Source organism: Pallidibacillus pasinlerensis (genome assembly GCF_009996845.1).
GTDB classification, from domain to species: domain Bacteria; phylum Bacillota; class Bacilli; order Bacillales; family Caldibacillaceae; genus Pallidibacillus; species Pallidibacillus pasinlerensis.
In genome coordinates, this window is sequence record NZ_JAACYS010000067.1 from 1 (window position 1) to 18,297 (window position 18,297).

Genomic DNA, 18,297 nt, shown 5'->3' on the forward strand with positions numbered 1-18,297 from the left:
GTATACGGGAACGGGTCCCTCGTTTCATTCGAGAATGGAACGAGGAACCCGTCCCCTTGATTCATTCCCTTGATTCATTTCTTTTCCATCATACACATAATTGTAATACAAATGAGGCTCAGTAAAAATACTTAAAGCTCGAAGGAAACGTCACGCTCAAAAAATGATGTAAAAAATTCCTTCTAACACAACTTTTATTAGAAATCTAATATGGACAAATAGTGTTTTCCGCATAAATAAATGGTCAATCATCATAAATTTAGCAGTAAAAAAGTTTTAAATCTTGTACTTATGCACCGTTTCTATATTTTGTATTTTCCATAATTTATTAAAAAGGGGGGAAAAATATGTTTGAAATATATGATATTGCAATTATTCCATTAATCGCTGGACTTACCCAAATATTTAAACGGGCTGGCTTACCTGCACAATATTCACCGTTTGTGGCAATATTTTTCGGTATATTGATTGCGTTTTTCTACTTAGATGTAACCATGAAAGAAGCGATATTAGTTGGTGTAATGCTTGGTTTATCTGCCAGCGGCTTTTATAGTGGAACAAAAAATTTTGTCGAAATGAATGGAAAGAAAAATGGCAAATAACTAGAATAGGAGGTATTATGACCCATCTTATAAATAACATCGAGATGGGTCTTTTTTTAATTTTTTGTGAAGTGCTGAATACCTGCCTTTGAAACACCGGGACAGGTCCCTTGTTTCATTCGAAAACCGGAGATACGGTTAAATTTGATGGTCCTTATTTATTTTTAAACTTCATTGATCGGTTGCGATGGTTACCATTTTTTCCGAAAATGGGGAAGAAGGAAGCGGTCATTAATTTAGTACCGATTGATTATATTGTAGAAGCGACACTATATTTGAGACATGCAAAAGTAGATGAAGGGAAAATGTATCATTTAACAGACCTGAATCCATACAAAGTTCTAGATATATATGAAATGTTTGTAAAAGAAATGATTGGAAAACGTCCGAAGGGGAGAATTCCGTTATTTATTGTGCGGTTATTTTTATCCTTTTCCGCAATCCGCAAGCATTATCGAATTGAAAAAGACACTTTGGATTATTTAGTATGGATGGGTAAATTTGATGCAACGAATGCTGAAAGGGATTTACAAGAAACAGGGATTAAATGTCCGGATTTACGTGAGCAAATTCCTTCGATGATACGCTTTTATCTAGCTAATAAAGATGAAGAACGGTATCATAGTCATATTCAGAAATTTTATTAAAAGAAAGGTAGGGTTCTGATGGGTGTTTTAAAAGTAATTAATCCTGCCACAGGTGAACATTTAGAAGATATAGAGGAAACGAGTTTACAAGAAGTTGATGCATATTATAGTCGGGCGCGGGAAGCTTTTAAAAAATGGAGCCAACTTTCCATTGATGAGCGGTTGCGTTATTTAAAAAATTTAAAACATACAATCCTTGAGCAAATGGATGAACTTGTACAGACGATTGTGCAAGATAATGGAAAAGTTCCGACCGAAGCATTAATCGCAGACGTGATGCCGAGTCTTGATGGAATCGATTATGTTGTTAAATATGCGAAACGGGAACTTTCACCAAAAAAAGTAAATACGCCACTTTTATTAATAGGAAAAAAATCGTATATCGAATACATGCCAAGAGGGGTCGTCCTTATTATTTCACCATGGAATTATCCGTTCCAGCTTTCGATTGTCCCGATGATTAGTGCCTTAGCAGGTGGAAATACGGTTATTTTAAAGCCTTCTGAAGTAACGCCGTATGTTGGAAAGTATATTGAAAAATTATTCCAGAAAGCTGGTTTTCCTGAACATGTCGTGCAATTTGCCCATGGTGGTAAAGAAGTTGGGGCGGCTTTTACAAATGGAAATCCGGATTATATCTTTTTCACTGGTTCTGTTCGGACAGGGAGAATTATTCAAAAAGTAGCAGCAGAAAAATTAATTCCGACAACATTGGAATTAGGTGGGAAAGATCCGTTTATTGTGTTTGCCGATGCAAATTTGGAGCGGGCGGCAAAAGGAGCGGTATGGGCAGCCTTTACGAATACAGGTCAAGTGTGTATGAGTGCGGAACGGGTGTATGTGGAAAAAACGGTTTATGAGAAATTTTTACAACTAGTTAAAGAAGAGACGGAAAACTTAGTGCTTGGAACGGCGCGGGATAGTGATGTTGGCTCCATGACGTACCCCGTTCAAAAGGAAATTGTGAAAAAACAGGTTCTTGATGCATTACAACATGGTGCAAAATTAGAAACGGGTATCCATCCTGATGAGTGGGATGATTCGATGTTTGTACGCCCCATGATTTTATCTAATGTAAAGCATGAGATGGATATTTGTCGTGAAGAATTTTTCGGACCTGTTATGCCGATTGTTCCTTTTGAAACAGAGGAAGAGGTTATTAAGTTTGCCAACGATTCAAAATACGGATTAAATTCGAGTGTATGGAGTTCGGATTTGCAAAAGGCAAGAAGGGTTGCAAGTCAATTAATTACGGGAGCGGTAAATATTAATGAAGTTGCTGTATCCGTTGCGAATCATCATTTACCTTTCGGCGGAGTAAAGGAAAGTGGAATTGGCCGCTATCACGGCAGCGCAGGTTTAACCATTTTTTGCCATGAAAAAGCAATTGTCGTCGATTCTGGTAAGTTGAAAACGGAAATTCAATGGTATCCTTATAAAGGTAAGTATGAAGATTTCCTCGAACTGTTTCAAAGTTATTTTAGCCCGAGACGAAATTGGATTCGCTTTGTCAGATGTTTTCTTCGATTGCTGCGGAAATAGAGCGGGTGGGGTCCCCTATTGTTTTGCAAATATGCGGGAAGTAAAAAGAGTCCTTTAGATTTGATGTGAACCCCAAAAGTTAGAGTAAAAAACTTAACTTTTGGGGTGCAGTACAATTAATAGGACTCTTTTTTTCGTATTAACTTTGCTTTACATGAATGGACTTTACTTCACCGTGAGGGTGCGATTCATTTACTAATTTTTTATATTCTTGTTCCAATTCAAATAAGGACAATTCATACAAATGTTTATCACCTTTTTTATATATATTGTAAGCAAGTAATTTATTTATTAGTTTATTTTTCCGTTCTGCAATCGTTTTTCGATTCGTTTGAGTCAATTTTATCACTCCTTAAAAAACCTCTTCTTGAAAAATAAGAAGAGGTGATTGTTTTCCTCAACTTATCTTTCAAGCGGATTTGCTTGTTGGATTTAGCACAGTATTCTCATGTAGAACCTGTTGCTGAAGCTTCATAGGGCCAAGTCCCTCCACTTCTCTAGATAAGTTGTCAATATTTACTGTTGGTTTTCATTATATTATATACAATTATTCCGATAAGTAAACTTGGAAATAAAACTTTGTAAATAATTTTACTCGATTCTCTTTAATTGTGAAAGTAAAAAGCTCATGCATTATCGTTTATTATCATTTAATCTACGTGCTTCTTCCGGACTAGACATCTTCGTTGCGCTATCTTTCTCTAAGGATGGATCACGATCTGCTGCTACATGACCACTTTTTCTCAGTTTTGTTTCTTGGCGATCCTTGGACATATTTTGCACCTCCCACATATTACTTTCTACTTTTTGCCAAGGTTTATACATTCGTTGCCAATATTTATTTATATGAGACAGTAGTCAATGTAGTTCCCTTAGCCCTTTATAATTTGTAAACCTTGGTTTTGTAATGCTAGCCAAATTTTTCGATCCAAGGAAAAAGGCGAACGATCTTGTAGTTGGGCTAGCTCCTGTTCTGTAATTGTAACTTCGTATGAATCATCTCCTTTTTTTACAATGAAATGATAATCCTTTAATTTTAGTAAAAGTACTTGATATTCTGGAGACCATTCTTGTAATTGTTTTTCAATTATATCTGCTACTTTAATGAAAAACTTTTCCCCATCCATGTTTTTTGACATATACCCGCGAATCATACCGCTTACATTCATTTCGTTTCACTCCTAATTTTAAGTTTTGAAACGAACGAAAAAAGCTCTTCATTGCGGGATGCAACAAAGAGCACTTTAGCCGTTCGTTATCATCCAAAGCAATGCTTTGCTGGTATTAGCACCTTACCTTATGGCAGGTTGCTGTGAAATCATCGAGCCAGGTCTCTCATTCACTCTTGATAACCTTATTCAGTTATTTTTAGCATAACATAATTTCTGTTAATCGTAAAGTCTATTAAGTTTACTGATGAAATCGCTATTCCGATTGTATAGATTGGAAAAGATTAGGCAATCTATAGGTGAGTGGGCGGGAAGATGAGGTGAATAACGTGGTTCGAAGTTTCAAATACGTTGTGCCAGTGCTTCTTTTGTTATTAATTTTGATCGGTTGTTCGGGGATGGAGCGAGCCCATGAAAGCGATGCGGTTGTTCCGAAGCATGTAAATTACATTCCGAAAAATCCGAATCCGATTCCGATTAGTAATAAGGATTCCATGTACGTTTCTTACCAACTACAAAGGGCGGTTGAAAATGTAGATGTAGTAGAAAAAGCACAAGTTGTTGTTTTAAATCAAGAAGCGTATGTAGCGGTATGGACGGGTATAAAAAAAGGGAAAGGTGAGACTGGTGAGGGGGAGCAAGATTCGATTGGAGAAGCTTTGAGAGAAGGAATTGATCGGGCTTTAGATGGAAATAAGGAAAGTGATGTTAATGAGGATCAAAAGGATGTAAGTTATGAAAAATTGATTCAAAATATTGTTTTTGATGAGGACCCTTCTCTACAAAGTGTCCATGTTTCATTTAATCCGGATGTTTATAGGCGCATGAAAGCTTTTGCGGATGTAATAAAAGCAAATGGACATAATGATAGTTTAAGTGGCGATTTTGAAGTAATGGTAAATGAATATTTTCATAAATAACAATTGTAAAAAGGTGGTTATATTCATGAAAAAGAAACCAAAGTTTCAAGAAGGAAGAAAAGTGACGCAAGACAATCAAATTTACGGTACGCCGAATAGTAAAGCGAAAGACGGAACAGGAGACTCACCGAATGATAACGTGAGACAATACGATCCGGATGAGTTGAAGTAAGATTTGTTTAGCGGAGAATGTATGAGTAATCTTTTATGGATGCTTGTAAAAGACAGTTCGTAATGAAAATGAGAGAAAAATGTCTCTTAGAAGTGTTGTAAAAGACGTTTTAACGAGAATAATGATGAAAATTGTCTTTTAGATGCGCTATAAAAGACAAATTATTGAAATCTTATATGAAATTTGTCCTTTATTCGTTTTCAAAAAGACATTTAAAGAATTGCTCACATAAAAACTGTCCTTTAGCATTGTTCTAAAGGACATTTTCAATGGAATCTACAATAGTTTTGTCTTTTAGAAGTATCATAATGGAGCAACTTTCATTAATAGCCCCAAACACATTGTCAATTTACCTTTAATATGGTACCCATCTCACTTTCTGTGCTTCATTGAAACGCTTATCAACCTCCGGCCAATTAACCAAATTCCACCAATTGTCGATATATTTTTTTCGATTGTTTTTATACTTCAAATAATACGCGTGTTCCCAAACATCAAGTGCTAAAAGCGGAATGACGTCCCACTGACTTAAGTTTTGATGCTTTTCTGCTTGTAAAATTTCTAACCGTCCACTTCGAGGTGACCATACGAGTATTGTCCAGCCGCCGCCTTCCACTTTATTTGCGGCTTCGGAAAATTGCTTTTTAAACCTATCGAAACTTCCAAAGGAATGATTAATTGCTTGTAATAAGCGTCCTTGTGGTTGCCCACCACCTTTTGGACTCATGACCGACCAAAATATTGTATGCAAGTAATGTCCCGCGCCGTTGAAGGCGAGTTCCCGTTCCCAATGTTTAACTAAATCAAAATTATTTGTTTGACGAGCTCTCTGTAATTCCATTTCAGCTTTATTTAACCCGTCGACATAACTTTTATGATGTTTATCATGATGCAAGCGCATTGTTTCTTCATCAATATAAGGTTCTAAAGCATTGTATGCGTACGGAAGAGGTGGAAGTTTGTGACCGCCGATCGGAACCGAGCGACCAATATTCATATTGCTATTTTCATCTTCAACAGAAACATTTGAAAAGCGCTTATAAAATTCATCATAAATTTCCACTGCTTTATCATACACTTCTTTTTCAGTTAAATTGTTTTGTTTCTCATTTAAATCGTCACGAAAGGTAATCAGTTTTTCTTGGAATTTTTCCAACTCTTTTTGATTATTCCTCTTACTAGTTTCTTTTAAAAACTCTTTTATTGCACGTAATGCTTCATCACACCATTTCCGTATATTACTAAAGTAATCCGACAATATTGTAACCCCCTTTAAATATGGTGGTGTGACGGATCTTCCTTTTTTCTCAAAACGTAAACTTAATTCAATAACTTGCTTACGGTTTCTCTAATCGCTTCTTCTGCTTTTTCTCGACCCGAATTAGCAATCACCGATTTAACAAGCATACTCATGGCACCTGTAATCAAATAATCCAATCGTAAAAATGCCGACGTACGATTCTTATTTACGTTCTCTAACTCTAAATATCCCCGTCCTTTAATCGTTTTATTTTCACTTGCTAGCTTAAAAAGAATTTTTGATGGTTGAGTTACATCCATTATTTTAAATTGAATAAGTAGTTGTTTTTTCGTAAATCCAAAGTTTGTGTTGACGAGTAATGAGTATTGTTGGTCATTCACTTTTTCGTGGGAATGATACCCGGGAATCGTTTTTGCCCATTCGTCAAAGGAATTGACTAAATTCCATAACTTTTGAATCGGATAATCAAGGTTCATGGAATGGGTTAATGTTTCCATCGCTTTTCCTCACTTTTCATATGGTGAAATTACTAATCGTTAAATTATATTCGAAACATAGATATATATGAAAAATTTACGAAATACACAAGCAGAGCTGCTTCCATTACTATAAGGAAGTCAAAAACCTTTACCTTGACAATATGCCTAAGGGGGTATATTATAAGGGTAGAAAATTAATCTTTGTAAAAAATATAAAAAAATAAAGAGGTGATTCAGTGCATTATGATAAATCCATTGTCAATCGGTTGAAGCGAGTGGAAGGGCAAATCAAAGGTGTCTTAAAAATGATTGAAGAAAATAAAGATTGTAAAGAAGTCATTACCCAGCTGTCTGCTTCACGTAGTGCGATTGATCGAACAATCGGATTAATCGTTAGTTTGAATTTAGAACATTGTGTCCGTGAAAGTATTGAAAAAGGGGAAGAGACATCAAAACTCGTTAAAGAAGCGGTCGATTTACTTGTAAAAAGTAGATAAAATTATTTTTTTAAAAATAAATATACCCGTAGGGGTACTGATTAAAGACAAATAAAAGGAGCGATTTTAAATGAAAGAAATTAGTGCAAAACAATTACAAGAAAAAATTGAAAATGGTGAACAAGTAAATATTATCGATGTGCGGGAAGATTTCGAAGTAGCAGAAGGAAAAATTCCAGGCGCAAAGCATATTCCGTTAGGTGAAGTAGGTGAAAGAATAAACGAGCTGGATAAAGATAAACATTATTATTTTGTATGCCGATCTGGTGGTCGAAGTGGAAGAGCATGTGAATATTTAGAACACCTTGGATACAACGTAACGAATGTTGAAGGCGGTATGTTAGCTTGGGAAGGCGAAACGGAATAAGGAGGGATGATGATGAGTAAGAAAATCTTAATCGTCGGTGGCGTTGCTGGTGGCGCATCCGTTGCTGCACGGGTAAGGAGACTTGATGAACAAGCGGAAATAATAATGTTCGAAAAAGGCCCTCACGTATCCTTTTCCAATTGTTCATTACCTTATCATTTAAGTGGCATTGTGGAAAATAGTAAAAAACTTGTGCTAACTTCACCGGAAGATTTTAAGAAAAAATATAATATTGAAGCTCGAGTTCATAGTGAAGTCATTGCGATTAATCGTGAGGAAAAAACGATTACGGTGAAAGATTTAGTAAACAATGAAACGTATGATGAAAGTTATGATAAATTAGTGTTATCGCCTGGTGCAAAGCCAATTCGTCCAAATCTTGAAGGAATTGACAATCCGAACGTATTTACAATTCGTAACGTCGTCGATATTGAAAACTTAAACACGTTTATTAAGCATGAAGGAATGAAACGGATTGCCGTCATTGGTGGTGGGTTTATCGGTGTTGAAGTCGCTGAAAACTTACGACTGGCAGGGTATGAGGTTTCCGTCATTGAGTTTGCGAACCAAATTATGAAGCCATTTGATTTTGATATGGCACAAATTCTCCATAAAGAAATGGTTGACCATGGTGTGGAGTTAATTTTAAATGATGGGTTAGCGAAAATTGGCGAAGGGTTTGTGGCAACCCAATCAGGTAAAAAGATTGAAGCAGATGCTGTAGTTGTTGCAATTGGTGTACGACCAGAGACGACACTTGCTGAAGATGCGGGTCTTGAAATCGGGGAAACCGGTGGCATTAAAGTTGATGCAAACTATGTCACAAGTGATCGGGATATTTATGCCGTTGGTGATGCGATTGAAGTGTATCATCGTTTAACCCATAAGCCGACACGTCTTGCTTTAGCCGGTCCTGCACAAAAACAAGCGAGAGCTGCTGCAAACCATATGTATGGCATCTCTACCCAGAATAAAGGTGTTATCGGTTCATCGTCTATTCGTCTATTTGACTTAAATGCAGCGGCAACAGGATTAAATGTGGAAACGGCAAAACAAGCCGGGATTTCCGTTGATTCGGTTTATGTTATGCCACCGGATAAAGTTGGCTTAATGCCGGATAGTCACCCAATGCATTTTAAATTAGTTTATGAATTACCAACGGGTCGCATTCTTGGAGCACAAGCAATCGGAAAAGGGAATGTCGATAAACGGATTGATGTAATTGCGGCGATGATTACAATGAACGCAACTTTAGAAGACTTGGCAGAGCTAGAATTATCCTATTCTCCTATGTTAGGTACGGCAAAAGATGTCGTCAATATGGCAGCCCTTGTTGCGCTTAATCAATTACATGGTCGATATCGTGAAGTGAAGGTTTCTGAAGTTCGTGAGCTCGTTGAAAAAGGTGCTTTTATTATCGATGCCCGTGGAGTAAAAGAGTTTGAACGAGGTCATTTGAAAAATGCGGTCAATATTCCGTTAAGTGAGTTCCGTGATCGTCTCGATGAAATACCGAAGGACAAACCGGTTTATATTCATTGCCGTTCTGGACAACGTAGCTACAATATGGTCATGGCGTTACAAAATTTAGGGTATAACAATGTATACAATATTGCTGGTTCATTTCTAGGAATTTGCTTATACGAATACTATACGGACTACGTTACAGGTCGAGAAAAAATCGTTACAGAGTACAATTTTAAATAATTTTTTTACAGAAAAATATACTTATATAGGTATAAAGGAGGGAAACGTGTTTGGGCATATTCGAATGGATTATAATCGTCATCATCGCCCTTTTCTTCATTAACCGTTTAATACCAACAAAAGGGATTACGAATATTACTGTAGAAGAGGCGAAAGAAAAGATTAACGATAAAAATGTTCAATGTATTGATGTACGTACACCTGGCGAATATAAAGTAAAAAATCGTCCACAATTTAAAAATATCCCGTTACATGAACTACCGAGTAAAATCGATAAGCTCGATAAAAATAAAGACGTTGTCGTCATTTGCCAAAGTGGGATGCGAAGTTTACGAGCAGCGAAATTATTGAAAAAGCAAGGTTTTAAAAATATTTATAATGTAAAAGGCGGAATGAGCGCTTGGTATTAAGAAAGGACGATACACCATGACAAAACAAATTACGCCAGAAGAAGTAAACAAACGTCTATTAAAGAATGAAATGGTCCATATTATTGATGTTCGTGAAAATGCAGAAGTGAAAACGGGAAAAATTCCAGGTGCAAAACATATTCCGTTAGGACAGCTCGCTTTACGTAAACATGAATTAGATCAAAATAAAACGTATATTGTTGTTTGCCAAACGGGAAATCGAAGTAAGGCTGCATGTGGAATTTTGGAAGCGTTCGGTTATGATGTCGAAAATATGATTGGTGGTATGAATAATTGGCCGGGGAAGTTGGAATAGATTTTTTAGATGATAAAAAGTAGGGGAACGTTATGAATGAAAAAGTAACTGTATATACGACAACCCTTTGTCCCGTTTGTAAAATGGTGAAGGAATTTTTACAGTTGAATGAAATAAATTATCGAGAGGTAAATGTAGATCTTAATCCTTTGGCAATGGTAAAGCTCCTTGCAAAAACAGGGAAGTTTACCGTCCCGCAAACGAATATTAACGGTCAGTGGATTGCGGGTTTTGATCCGGTCAATATGTTAAAAGCGATGCAATCGAAATGAAATTTTAAAATGCCTGAACTCTTTCAACGGAGTTTCAGGCATTTTTATGTAATACTGTGTCATAGAATTGGAAGCACTAGTTCACCTTCAGTGCGAATTATATTTTACCATTACTTTCCCAATACTCTTTAGCCTCAATTAGATGCTTTAATACTTCTTTGGCAACTTCTTCATAGATGTTTTCAGATTCTTTTTCAACATCGTACCTGAACCATTGGCCATTCTTTTCGTTTAACCTTAATCTATCGTTTACGTCGTGGGCAGTAACTTTATTCGGTGGAACTTTTTCACCCCATGAGAAAGTAACGCCTTCCGGTGAACAAACGGCAGCTTCAACAACAAATCCACCGCCATACCTGTCAAATTGAAAAGTCATGAGGTCAATTTTATCTTCACTTATTCTTCGAAAATGGGGGAAAGATCCTTTAAATCCTTTAGCCCTAAGTTCAGGAACAACGATGTTCTTTAATGCTGATATCATTTTGTCTCGTTCGGAGGACATTTTACCACCTCGTCTATTCTATTTTACAAACTAAATTAAATTTTATCATACCGTGAGATGAAACGATTAGTTTACTAGAAAGAAAAAGGTTGACAGTAACCTATATTGTAATCAGGAATGTATAAAACGGAAAATATTAGCAATTTACTTTGTTTTAAGTTTGATATTCGCGATTTTTAAAAAGTTTTAACCCTTTTCTTTTTTTCCCTTCATAACAAATATGAGAGAAAAATAGAAAGGGAGATTTTTATGTTTGTGGATCATGATGTCGTTGAAAAAATCGGTCAATTACAAATTACAGGTAATGTAATACCAACAAGTTGGTTTCGAAATATTACGTTTGCGAATGGAAAGCCACATTTTGTTGCGATTACGATTTTAGCGGAAATTGTTTATTGGTATCGTCCGATGGTCGTTCGTGATGAACAAACGGGTCAAATTTTACGGATGAAAAAGAAGTTCAAGGACGATATGTTGCAAAAGAGTTACCAATCATTCGCGGAGAAATTTGGTTTTTCCAAACGGCAAGCAAAAGAGGCAATTGATTATTTAGTGGAGTGCGGGCTTATTCGTCGTGAGTTTCGTAGTATCCGTTCTTTCTCCGGTACGATTGTAAATAATGTAATGTTTGTAGAACCGATCCCAGAAAATATTGAAAAACTTACTTTGGAAAACGATTTGGAAATGACCTCCTCAAATATGAAAAAAGAGGAGGAAATATTTCACCCAACCTCTTCCGTTCAAACGGAGGAGACTGTTTCGGTAGATTGTATAAGCCCATCCGTCGGAGGTGAGGAGGGTCCTACATTTGAACGGGAGACAAATACAGAGAATAAACAAGAATACAAAAATAAATTTATTTATGATGATGGGGCGTGCGGGGAAAACGCTCGAGAAACTTCGCATCCAAATGAGAAGGTGAAATATGAATCCACAGTAAAGGATGAAAATGATCCGTTTACATTTTTTGAAGAAAATGGATTTGGTACGGTTGGTAATTTTTTACATAAAGAAATAACGAAATGGTGTCAGGAGTTATCAAAAGAACAAGTCGTACAAGCGATGCAACGAGCTGTTTTGTACGGTGGTAAAAGCTGGGCTTATGTGGAAAAGATTTTAAAGAATTGGAAATTGAAGGAGAGTTTAAAGGAACATAATCCAAACTACATTCGTAAAAAGAATCCTATGGAAAAACCAACGAAAGGAAAAGCAACTCGAAAAGAACCGATTCCAGATTGGCTGCAAAAGAAGGAATGGGAAGTACAGGTAGACTGTGATCCAGATTTTGAAAAAATGAAAGAGCAATTGAAGCAAAGATTACAAAAATATGGATATCAAGAAAAGGTAGGGATTGCTTAAGGTGATATTGTAAGAAAATGTTTGCATGCATGTACGACAAAGAAAATTCGACTTTTAAAAACATTCCCAAATATTTTGGTTCTTTCGTAATACGAATATTTTACCCTACGAATAATTTAATCAAGTCGACCTATCCACAATATTTCAGAAAAAGTGTATAAAGAAGATGCTTGGAATTTTAATTTTAACTTATAGGAGGAAGATGTTTGTTTAAGAAGAAGTGATAGAAGGAGAGGAAGGAGCGGATGAAGAAGGGGGAATTTTAACTGAGAACATAATTCGTCTAAACGCAATTGAATCAACGGCCCTCGATGACATCGAGAAAAAACGATGGACGAAATTACAACAAAGTGGTGGGATGGAAAATCGTATTCACTATGGTGGCGACATGTTAATCCAGTCAGAATCTGCTAGTCCTGGTGCAGGTACATATAAATATGATTTAAATGTTACCGGTTCAGGTCATTTTAATTTTAATAAAACGATTGCTAAATATGATTTAGCAACACAAGAAAAAGTTCATGAAGTCGTATTAGATACCGGAAGATCAATAAATCCTTCAATTTATCCAATTATTACAGAGGAACTTATAATCTTTCGAACGATCGATACGCTTACCCAATCCATAGTTGCCGTTAATCTCGATTTAACAGAGGAAAAATGGGTCGTTGAAGGAGACGAAATATTAATTGACTATATGATTTATGATAATGGAAATTTATATGTGATTGCGGATGATTACGGGAATGGGGAATATTTATTGATTACAATTGACGCTGCGACAGGGGAAGTGAAGGAAAAACTAAACCTAGAAGGTGGATCTAATAACGATCCGAATACGTTTTACACATATGACGGCAAAGTTTATATTCAAATTGATGAAGGAACGGTAGATGAATTTTATTATGTTATTGATGCGGAAGATGCGAATCGACCACTGCCATCGTTTAATTAAATCGGAAAGTTTATTGAAAATTTTAGAGGGAGTTTCCACTCTTTTGGGCTTACGTTGTCTTTTATTTGAAAAAAATCCCTTCCAACGGGATGTACTTCGTGGAAGGGAGGTTACTTTATTACTGTTGATTTCTCGTAATTTTTATATCAGCCATTGTTAAAAGACCTGGGGTTGGGGTGCTTGCGATGGTTTTTGCCACATTAATCGTCATCGCAGCGGTTGCGGTATCTCCAAAAATCCCGTTAGGAATGACAAGTTCTGTTCGTTCTGTTCCCTCTAAAATGATGCGGTCTTCTTGTTCAACGTCAACGGCCATAATTAACTCGAGCGTTATTTTTCTTCCATCGTCTGTCTCTGCTTCAACGAGTTGATGTTGGCCACTAACTTGACCGGTTTTAAGTTCACCGATTGCTAAAGTATATTCCTTTTCTGCAATTTGCGGGTTGATTGTGTTTTTTACATCAGATAGGGTAAGTCCTAAACCGTAGGCAATTAATCTAGCAGACTCTTCTAATCCGACATGACCGATTTTATTTTGTTCAGCAAGTTCGGTGAATTGTTCAACGTTCATTCCAACACCAACTTTTTTCTGTAGCGGAAGTCGTCTTTTGGAAACATCAACTTTTCGTGAAACTTTTATATTCGAAATCTGATTGGTAACGGATGTTAAAAATAGAGTCATTGTATCCATAATAAAACCCGGATTCACACCAGTTCCGATGACAGATAAACCTTTCTTTTTCGCATAGTCATCAATTTCTTTCGCAAGTTCAGGATATCGATGCCACGGGTAGGATAGCTCCTCACATGTCGAAACGACGGAAAAGCCGTGGTCGAGTAAATTTTTAATTTGTGGCCAAACGTTAGCTAAATTTGAGCCGGTTGCATGTATGGCAATTTTCGATTGTTCCTCGTTGACCGTAACTTGATTGAGATTTTCAACGACTAGTTTTCCTTTAGCCTCCGTGCCTAAAATATCGCCAATATCTTTCCCGACTTTTTCCGGATCAATATCAACAGCTCCTATTACAGACAATCCATGAACTTCACTTGCTTGTTTAAGAATTTCTACTCCAATTGGACCTAAACCAAATTGTACGTAACCGAAATTTATATGCCCCATAATTTCTCCCCTTTAAAATAATGTGTTCATCTATAATGGTAGCAATCTTCTTTGTATTATAGAAATATGTATAAATTATAGATTTATAAGTTGTAGTTATAAAAATTGCGTTGAAATTATGCTTTATTTTAAAATTGAAGTAGAAAAACAGACCCATTATTAATTTGTAGTTATGGATGCGAAAAAGAGGAAGTGACTTTAATGAATTATCTTGCCTTACGATATTTTATCGAAGTAGCAAACACGTTGAACTTTAGTCAAGCGGCTGAAAATTTACATATATCCCAACCGGGTTTAAGTCAACAAATTACAAGTATAGAAGAGCAATTAGGGTTTAAACTTTTTCACCGGACAACACGGAAAGTGACGTTAACAGAGGAAGGGAATTATTTGTATAAAAGTATTTTGCCGGCCTTTGAAAATATTGAAAGTACGGTAAAAGAGATGGAAAAAACAGGGCTAATCCCACAAACATCAATTAAAATTGCGACCGTACCATCCGCAGCTAGTAACTGGCTTCCGAAACTGTTAAATCAATTAAAAGATAAATTAGGAGAGTTTGAGTTTTATATTCAGGAAACTTCGTCGACAAAGGCAATCGAGTTGATTAAGAAGCGGGAGAGTGACATAGCCTTTATCCGCACTCCGGTTAATGTGAGGGAACTAGTCGATCAACAATTGGAAATACTAGAGTTAACGAAACATCCATTACAACTTGTTGTGCCGGCAAATCATCCAGTGGCTGGAAAAGAGGAGGTTGATTTATTTGAGCTAAAGGATGAACCATTTTTACATTATGATCCGATTAAATCGCCATCATTGTACCATATTGTCGAGCAGGCTTGTTTAACGGCAGGATTTATTCCGAAAATATTAGGGATTGGTCCTGAGTTATTAACAATTGCGAATCTAATTTCAAACGGCATCGGTGTAACGTTGATGCCACGGGATATGGTTGAGCTTTTACCAACGGAGAAAATTAAAGCGATCAATATTATAAATGAAAAAGTGTATAGCTCAATTTCGGTTATTTGGAATAAAGGTGGGAATGTGCCACTCCTGACGCAGTATGCCCTTAATATTTTGGAAGAGTATGCAAAGGAAGCGAAGGTGGGGGATGGGGAATGATTTTTATGTGCAGGAAAAACATGTATAATAGGAGTATGTTTTAAATCGAAAAAGGAGTTAAAATCATGAAAAAACACCGTATTTATACAATGACTTTTGCTAGTGTTTATCCGCATTATATTACGAAGGCTGAGAAAAAAGGACGGACGAAGGAAGAAGTGGATGAAATTATCCGCTGGCTAACAGGCTACACTCAGGCAGAATTAGAGGCACATATTGAAAACAAAACAACATTTGAAGCATTTTTTGCTGAAGCACCGAACATGAATCCGAATCGTTCACTGATTAAAGGTGTCATTTGTGGTGTCCGTGTAGAAGAAATCGAAGATCCATTAATGAAAGAAATTCGCTACTTGGATAAGTTGATTGATGAATTAGCGAAAGGGAAAAAGATGGAGAAAATTTTACGGGCGTAATTATATGAAAAGGGTCCTCCTGTTCATGGGGCAGGAACATTTTGCTCTTATTGTATGAATTGGAAAATTTTGCGGGAAAATCTTAAGATGTCCCTTGACAATAATGCATTCATCGTTTATATTTATAATTGTCTAAAATAAATATGATTCCGTAGCTCAGCTGGGAGAGCACCACCTTGACAGGGTGGAGGTCGCTGGTTCGATCCCAGTCGGAATCATAGCCGAAAGTCCTTGATATTCAAGGGCTTTTTTCTTTTGTCCTCCATCCCAAACAAGAGAAACTTTAGCATTTGGTCACCAATTGGTCACATACAACAAAGGTGATTCTTTCAACTGATTTTGGTCACTTAATTGAGAAGATTGACCGAATAACATTTTTCCAAATTCACGTGCAGTGTCTTTTTGCATGTTCGGAAGTAAGTGACTGTATCGGTCTAATGTGATTCTTGTATCAGCGTGCCCAAGTCGTTCAGATACAATCTTAGGGTGCACCCCTTGTTTTAACAACAATGTGGCATGGGTATGGCGTAAATCATGGAATCGGATCTTTTTGACATTAGCTTTCTTGATGAATATAGAGAAATTTCGACGTAAATTACTTGCATTTATTGGCGTACCTTTTTCAGAAGAATTCACTAGATTCATATCTTGATAGAGTGGCCCTAATTGCAAACGATGTTTCCCTTGGGATATTTTGTGTTGTTTTAGAGCAATGATTAATTCATCAGGCATTGCAATTGATCTTGTCCCTGATGCAGTTTTCGTTGAAGGGATGATCTTTTTACCGTCTTTACTGAGTGTTTGACGTACATGGATAACACCATCGTCAAAATTAATGTCGTTCCAGGATAAACCGAGGATTTCACCTTGTCTCATACCTGTCGTTAAAGCGATAAAATACACCATGTAGTAATGGCTTTCTTTAGCTACTTCAAGAAAACGCCGTACTTCTTCAACATCCCAAACTTTCATTTAACTGTTTTCCTCTTTTGGTGGATCTACAAGAGTTACAGGGTTTTTAACAATCAACTCCAGTTTCACAGCATGGTTTAAAGCATTGACTAAAATGGCATGTATTTTTCTTACCGTATTGTTACTTAGCCCCTTTTCATTTTTTAGTTTAATGTAAAAACGTTGGATTAACAGTGGAGTGAGGTCTTTTAACTGAATGTTACCGAGTTCAGGAATAATATGAGCTGTTAAATTTAGGTGATACGTGTCAAATGTGCTCTCTTTTATGGTCATTCTTTTCATCTCTAGCCATTTGTCTAAAAAGATGCCTAGTTTTTCTTTTGAAGGCTCCACATAGGTTCCATTATTTAAAGAACTGAGAGCTTCTGTTAACGCTTGTTTTGCTTCCTTCTTCGTCTTAAAACCTCGCTTTTTCTTTTGAATACGCTTGTTGTTGGCATCTCTTCCCATCTCAATGACGTAATACCATTTACTCCCTTCTTTTCTTACTGATCCCGTATAAGCCATAGGACATTCTCCTTTCGAAAAAAGTAGTTATAAAAGAATGGAGAGGTTTTTACTCCTCTCCACCATTTAACCAATTGAAAAACACTTCTCTCGATACTTTAATGCGTTTACCAATTCGAACAACATGGAATTGTCCTGAATTGACTAGGTCATACGCTTGTCTTCGTCCAATACCTAATATCGATTGGATATGAGACACATCTAATGCCACAGGATACCCTTCTTTTCGTTTCATACCAATTCGCCTCGCTTCCTTTTATGTAATTAATAACTATTTCTAGTATCCTTTGTTAGTTTTATTGTATCATCTAATAGGGTGATTTTTATCAACAATTTAAGCACGTGTGTTCGATGTGATTTTGCAATTGTGGAGGAGTACTATGTCAAACTATCTCATTTCTAATCATACATTCCTAGTTGATAGAATTGTTTTCACTAGACGATTAAAAGGGTTAACAGGAGATAGGCTTAAACTGTATTTATTCATGTGTCGTGTTGTTTCAGTTGATCCGAATAATCGATATTTTATGTCTTATCAACATGCTAATAAAGAATTAAACATAAGTGAACATAAATATAGAAGTGCTTTAAAATGGTTAGAGCAGAATTTCTTTATTAGAAAAACGGGGAATGTTGGTAGAGCAAATGCTTATCAAGTACTATTTCTTCCAGTATTTGATGGGTCAACCTATCACTCTAGAGCTCAAATTAAAAGAGATCGGAATACATTTAAGCAAGGTGGATACGGATATGTAGAGATGCCCATTGAACTACTGAAAGGCTCCATTTTATCGAATCATAGTGTATGGAAGGATTTAAGAATCATGACACTAGGCCTGTTGTATCTCTATTTTTGATTGATGTGTATGGAGGGATTGATCCAAATGTTCTTTATGTAGATGCTCAAGGTGATATAAAGATAGATGAATCTTTGTATACGGATTTAAAAACGACCGAAAATCGTCTAATAAATA

Annotated in this window: 26 protein-coding genes, 1 tRNA gene and 2 riboswitches; of the genes, 17 read left to right on the forward strand and 10 right to left on the reverse strand. The window is 36.3% G+C overall.

Annotated elements, in window-relative coordinates; genetic code table 11:
- Window positions 1-347: 347 nt before the first annotated feature.
- From GW534_RS12735 to GW534_RS12745, 3 genes are all read left to right on the forward strand, one after another.
- Window positions 348-602, forward strand: a complete 255-nt coding sequence (locus GW534_RS12735; protein WP_161921393.1) for a hypothetical protein — start codon at window positions 348-350, stop codon at window positions 600-602.
- 110 nt (window positions 603-712) lie between these two features.
- Window positions 713-1,249 (forward strand): hypothetical protein, encoded by a 537-nt coding sequence (locus GW534_RS12740; protein ID WP_161921394.1) that lies wholly within the window; start codon window positions 713-715, stop codon window positions 1,247-1,249.
- A gap of 18 nt (window positions 1,250-1,267) precedes the next feature.
- Entirely contained in the window at window positions 1,268-2,791 is a 1,524-nt protein-coding gene (locus GW534_RS12745; RefSeq protein ID WP_161921395.1) for an aldehyde dehydrogenase family protein, read from the forward strand.
- Between the two features lie 139 nt (window positions 2,792-2,930).
- Here GW534_RS12745 and GW534_RS12750 read toward each other — a convergent pair whose 3' ends face one another.
- The 3 genes from GW534_RS12750 to GW534_RS12760 all read right to left on the reverse strand — a co-directional run bounded on the left by GW534_RS12750 (window position 2,931) and on the right by GW534_RS12760 (window position 3,960).
- Window positions 2,931-3,131, reverse strand: coding sequence for a Fur-regulated basic protein FbpA (locus GW534_RS12750; protein ID WP_161921396.1), 201 nt, complete (start codon window positions 3,129-3,131; stop codon window positions 2,931-2,933).
- A gap of 59 nt (window positions 3,132-3,190) precedes the next feature.
- Window positions 3,191-3,299, reverse strand: a riboswitch (SAM riboswitch).
- Between the two features lie 125 nt (window positions 3,300-3,424).
- On the reverse strand, window positions 3,425-3,565 hold the full coding sequence (locus GW534_RS12755; protein WP_161921397.1) for a YpzI family protein: 141 nt from the start codon (window positions 3,563-3,565) through the stop codon (window positions 3,425-3,427).
- 98 nt (window positions 3,566-3,663) lie between these two features.
- Window positions 3,664-3,960: a hypothetical protein gene (locus GW534_RS12760; RefSeq protein ID WP_161921398.1), complete on the reverse strand. Its 297-nt coding sequence runs from the start codon at window positions 3,958-3,960 to the stop codon at window positions 3,664-3,666.
- An 83-nt stretch (window positions 3,961-4,043) separates the two neighbouring features.
- A riboswitch (SAM riboswitch) is annotated at window positions 4,044-4,146 on the reverse strand.
- Window positions 4,147-4,289: 143 nt separating this feature from the next.
- Here GW534_RS12760 and GW534_RS12765 point away from each other — a divergent pair.
- Complete coding sequence (locus tag GW534_RS12765) at window positions 4,290-4,880, forward strand: YhcN/YlaJ family sporulation lipoprotein (RefSeq protein WP_161921399.1); 591 nt, start codon at window positions 4,290-4,292, stop codon at window positions 4,878-4,880.
- Window positions 4,881-4,905: 25 nt separating this feature from the next.
- The gene (locus GW534_RS16165; RefSeq protein ID WP_202630929.1) at window positions 4,906-5,052 is read left to right on the forward strand and encodes a hypothetical protein; all 147 of its coding nucleotides are present in this window, start codon (window positions 4,906-4,908) and stop codon (window positions 5,050-5,052) included.
- Window positions 5,053-5,407: 355 nt separating this feature from the next.
- On the opposite strand, the gene GW534_RS12770 is transcribed toward GW534_RS16165, so the two are convergent.
- The gene (locus GW534_RS12770; RefSeq protein ID WP_312854672.1) at window positions 5,408-6,313 is read right to left on the reverse strand and encodes a superoxide dismutase; all 906 of its coding nucleotides are present in this window, start codon (window positions 6,311-6,313) and stop codon (window positions 5,408-5,410) included.
- 59 nt (window positions 6,314-6,372) lie between these two features.
- The gene (locus GW534_RS12775; RefSeq protein ID WP_161921400.1) at window positions 6,373-6,810 is read right to left on the reverse strand and encodes an SRPBCC family protein; all 438 of its coding nucleotides are present in this window, start codon (window positions 6,808-6,810) and stop codon (window positions 6,373-6,375) included.
- A gap of 218 nt (window positions 6,811-7,028) precedes the next feature.
- Between GW534_RS12775 and GW534_RS12780 the strand changes: the two genes are divergently transcribed.
- From GW534_RS12780 to GW534_RS12805, 6 genes are all read left to right on the forward strand, one after another.
- A complete protein-coding gene (locus GW534_RS12780; protein ID WP_161921401.1) occupies window positions 7,029-7,289 on the forward strand; it encodes a metal-sensitive transcriptional regulator in 261 nt (86 codons plus the stop codon).
- Window positions 7,290-7,359: 70 nt separating this feature from the next.
- A complete protein-coding gene (locus tag GW534_RS12785) occupies window positions 7,360-7,656 on the forward strand; it encodes a rhodanese-like domain-containing protein (RefSeq protein ID WP_161921402.1) in 297 nt (98 codons plus the stop codon).
- Between the two features lie 12 nt (window positions 7,657-7,668).
- Complete coding sequence (locus GW534_RS12790; protein ID WP_161921403.1) at window positions 7,669-9,363, forward strand: FAD-dependent oxidoreductase; 1,695 nt, start codon at window positions 7,669-7,671, stop codon at window positions 9,361-9,363.
- Between the two features lie 50 nt (window positions 9,364-9,413).
- Entirely contained in the window at window positions 9,414-9,773 is a 360-nt protein-coding gene (locus GW534_RS12795; RefSeq protein WP_161921404.1) for a rhodanese-like domain-containing protein, read from the forward strand.
- Between the two features lie 16 nt (window positions 9,774-9,789).
- A complete protein-coding gene (locus tag GW534_RS12800) occupies window positions 9,790-10,089 on the forward strand; it encodes a rhodanese-like domain-containing protein (protein WP_161921405.1) in 300 nt (99 codons plus the stop codon).
- A 32-nt stretch (window positions 10,090-10,121) separates the two neighbouring features.
- Window positions 10,122-10,361: a glutaredoxin family protein gene (locus GW534_RS12805; protein WP_161921406.1), complete on the forward strand. Its 240-nt coding sequence runs from the start codon at window positions 10,122-10,124 to the stop codon at window positions 10,359-10,361.
- Between the two features lie 97 nt (window positions 10,362-10,458).
- Here GW534_RS12805 and GW534_RS12810 read toward each other — a convergent pair whose 3' ends face one another.
- Window positions 10,459-10,863: a DUF4304 domain-containing protein gene (locus tag GW534_RS12810; RefSeq protein WP_161921407.1), complete on the reverse strand. Its 405-nt coding sequence runs from the start codon at window positions 10,861-10,863 to the stop codon at window positions 10,459-10,461.
- A gap of 249 nt (window positions 10,864-11,112) precedes the next feature.
- Between GW534_RS12810 and GW534_RS12815 the strand changes: the two genes are divergently transcribed.
- Complete coding sequence (locus GW534_RS12815; protein ID WP_161921408.1) at window positions 11,113-12,222, forward strand: DnaD domain protein; 1,110 nt, start codon at window positions 11,113-11,115, stop codon at window positions 12,220-12,222.
- A gap of 220 nt (window positions 12,223-12,442) precedes the next feature.
- Window positions 12,443-13,177, forward strand: coding sequence for a PQQ-binding-like beta-propeller repeat protein (locus GW534_RS12820; protein ID WP_161921409.1), 735 nt, complete (start codon window positions 12,443-12,445; stop codon window positions 13,175-13,177).
- Between the two features lie 118 nt (window positions 13,178-13,295).
- Here the strand turns inward: GW534_RS12820 and GW534_RS12825 are convergent, their stop codons facing one another.
- Entirely contained in the window at window positions 13,296-14,300 is a 1,005-nt protein-coding gene (locus GW534_RS12825) for an NAD(P)H-dependent amine dehydrogenase family protein (RefSeq protein WP_161921410.1), read from the reverse strand.
- 201 nt (window positions 14,301-14,501) lie between these two features.
- Here GW534_RS12825 and GW534_RS12830 point away from each other — a divergent pair, with 201 nt between their 5' ends.
- From GW534_RS12830 to GW534_RS12840, 3 genes are all read left to right on the forward strand, one after another.
- Window positions 14,502-15,428: a LysR family transcriptional regulator gene (locus tag GW534_RS12830; RefSeq protein ID WP_161921411.1), complete on the forward strand. Its 927-nt coding sequence runs from the start codon at window positions 14,502-14,504 to the stop codon at window positions 15,426-15,428.
- A 65-nt stretch (window positions 15,429-15,493) separates the two neighbouring features.
- Window positions 15,494-15,844 (forward strand): DUF2200 domain-containing protein, encoded by a 351-nt coding sequence (locus GW534_RS12835; RefSeq protein ID WP_161921412.1) that lies wholly within the window; start codon window positions 15,494-15,496, stop codon window positions 15,842-15,844.
- Window positions 15,845-15,989: 145 nt separating this feature from the next.
- Window positions 15,990-16,062: transfer RNA gene (locus GW534_RS12840), tRNA-Val, on the forward strand.
- A gap of 76 nt (window positions 16,063-16,138) precedes the next feature.
- Here GW534_RS12840 and GW534_RS16525 read toward each other — a convergent pair.
- The 3 genes from GW534_RS16525 to GW534_RS12850 are packed head-to-tail and all read right to left on the reverse strand — an operon-like array spanning window position 16,139 to window position 17,558.
- On the reverse strand, window positions 16,139-16,816 hold the full coding sequence (locus tag GW534_RS16525; RefSeq protein WP_246204141.1) for a site-specific integrase: 678 nt from the start codon (window positions 16,814-16,816) through the stop codon (window positions 16,139-16,141).
- Entirely contained in the window at window positions 16,817-17,323 is a 507-nt protein-coding gene (locus GW534_RS16530; protein WP_246204143.1) for an N-terminal phage integrase SAM-like domain-containing protein, read from the reverse strand. It abuts the gene before it with no gap.
- A gap of 49 nt (window positions 17,324-17,372) precedes the next feature.
- Window positions 17,373-17,558, reverse strand: a complete 186-nt coding sequence (locus GW534_RS12850; RefSeq protein ID WP_161921413.1) for a helix-turn-helix domain-containing protein — start codon at window positions 17,556-17,558, stop codon at window positions 17,373-17,375.
- A gap of 145 nt (window positions 17,559-17,703) precedes the next feature.
- On the opposite strand from GW534_RS12850, the gene GW534_RS12855 reads away from it, so the two are divergent.
- Window positions 17,704-18,180: a hypothetical protein gene (locus GW534_RS12855; RefSeq protein WP_161921414.1), complete on the forward strand. Its 477-nt coding sequence runs from the start codon at window positions 17,704-17,706 to the stop codon at window positions 18,178-18,180.
- The last annotated feature ends 117 nt before the right edge of the window (window positions 18,181-18,297 follow it).

Bases quoted from the DNA above. Each gene is read 5' to 3' on its own strand.
- GW534_RS12800 (WP_161921405.1), top strand. From the start codon at position 9,790: ATGACAAAACAAATTACGCCAGAAGAAGTAAACAAACGTCTATTAAAG.
- GW534_RS12760 (WP_161921398.1), bottom strand. From the start codon at position 3,960: ATGAATGTAAGCGGTATGATTCGCGGGTATATGTCAAAAAACATGGAT.
- GW534_RS12785 (WP_161921402.1), top strand. From the start codon at position 7,360: ATGAAAGAAATTAGTGCAAAACAATTACAAGAAAAAATTGAAAATGGT.
- GW534_RS12735 (WP_161921393.1), top strand. From the start codon at position 348: ATGTTTGAAATATATGATATTGCAATTATTCCATTAATCGCTGGACTT.
- GW534_RS12815 (WP_161921408.1), top strand. From the start codon at position 11,113: ATGTTTGTGGATCATGATGTCGTTGAAAAAATCGGTCAATTACAAATT.
- GW534_RS12835 (WP_161921412.1), top strand. From the start codon at position 15,494: ATGAAAAAACACCGTATTTATACAATGACTTTTGCTAGTGTTTATCCG.
- GW534_RS12805 (WP_161921406.1), top strand. From the start codon at position 10,122: ATGAATGAAAAAGTAACTGTATATACGACAACCCTTTGTCCCGTTTGT.
- GW534_RS12775 (WP_161921400.1), bottom strand. From the start codon at position 6,810: ATGGAAACATTAACCCATTCCATGAACCTTGATTATCCGATTCAAAAG.
- GW534_RS12855 (WP_161921414.1), top strand. From the start codon at position 17,704: ATGTCAAACTATCTCATTTCTAATCATACATTCCTAGTTGATAGAATT.
- GW534_RS12745 (WP_161921395.1), top strand. From the start codon at position 1,268: ATGGGTGTTTTAAAAGTAATTAATCCTGCCACAGGTGAACATTTAGAA.
- GW534_RS12790 (WP_161921403.1), top strand. From the start codon at position 7,669: ATGAGTAAGAAAATCTTAATCGTCGGTGGCGTTGCTGGTGGCGCATCC.
- GW534_RS12825 (WP_161921410.1), bottom strand. From the start codon at position 14,300: ATGGGGCATATAAATTTCGGTTACGTACAATTTGGTTTAGGTCCAATT.
- GW534_RS12755 (WP_161921397.1), bottom strand. From the start codon at position 3,565: ATGTCCAAGGATCGCCAAGAAACAAAACTGAGAAAAAGTGGTCATGTA.
- GW534_RS12830 (WP_161921411.1), top strand. From the start codon at position 14,502: ATGAATTATCTTGCCTTACGATATTTTATCGAAGTAGCAAACACGTTG.
- GW534_RS16165 (WP_202630929.1), top strand. From the start codon at position 4,906: ATGAAAAAGAAACCAAAGTTTCAAGAAGGAAGAAAAGTGACGCAAGAC.
- GW534_RS12810 (WP_161921407.1), bottom strand. From the start codon at position 10,863: ATGTCCTCCGAACGAGACAAAATGATATCAGCATTAAAGAACATCGTT.
- GW534_RS16530 (WP_246204143.1), bottom strand. From the start codon at position 17,323: ATGGCTTATACGGGATCAGTAAGAAAAGAAGGGAGTAAATGGTATTAC.
- GW534_RS12850 (WP_161921413.1), bottom strand. From the start codon at position 17,558: ATGAAACGAAAAGAAGGGTATCCTGTGGCATTAGATGTGTCTCATATC.
- GW534_RS16525 (WP_246204141.1), bottom strand. From the start codon at position 16,816: ATGAAAGTTTGGGATGTTGAAGAAGTACGGCGTTTTCTTGAAGTAGCT.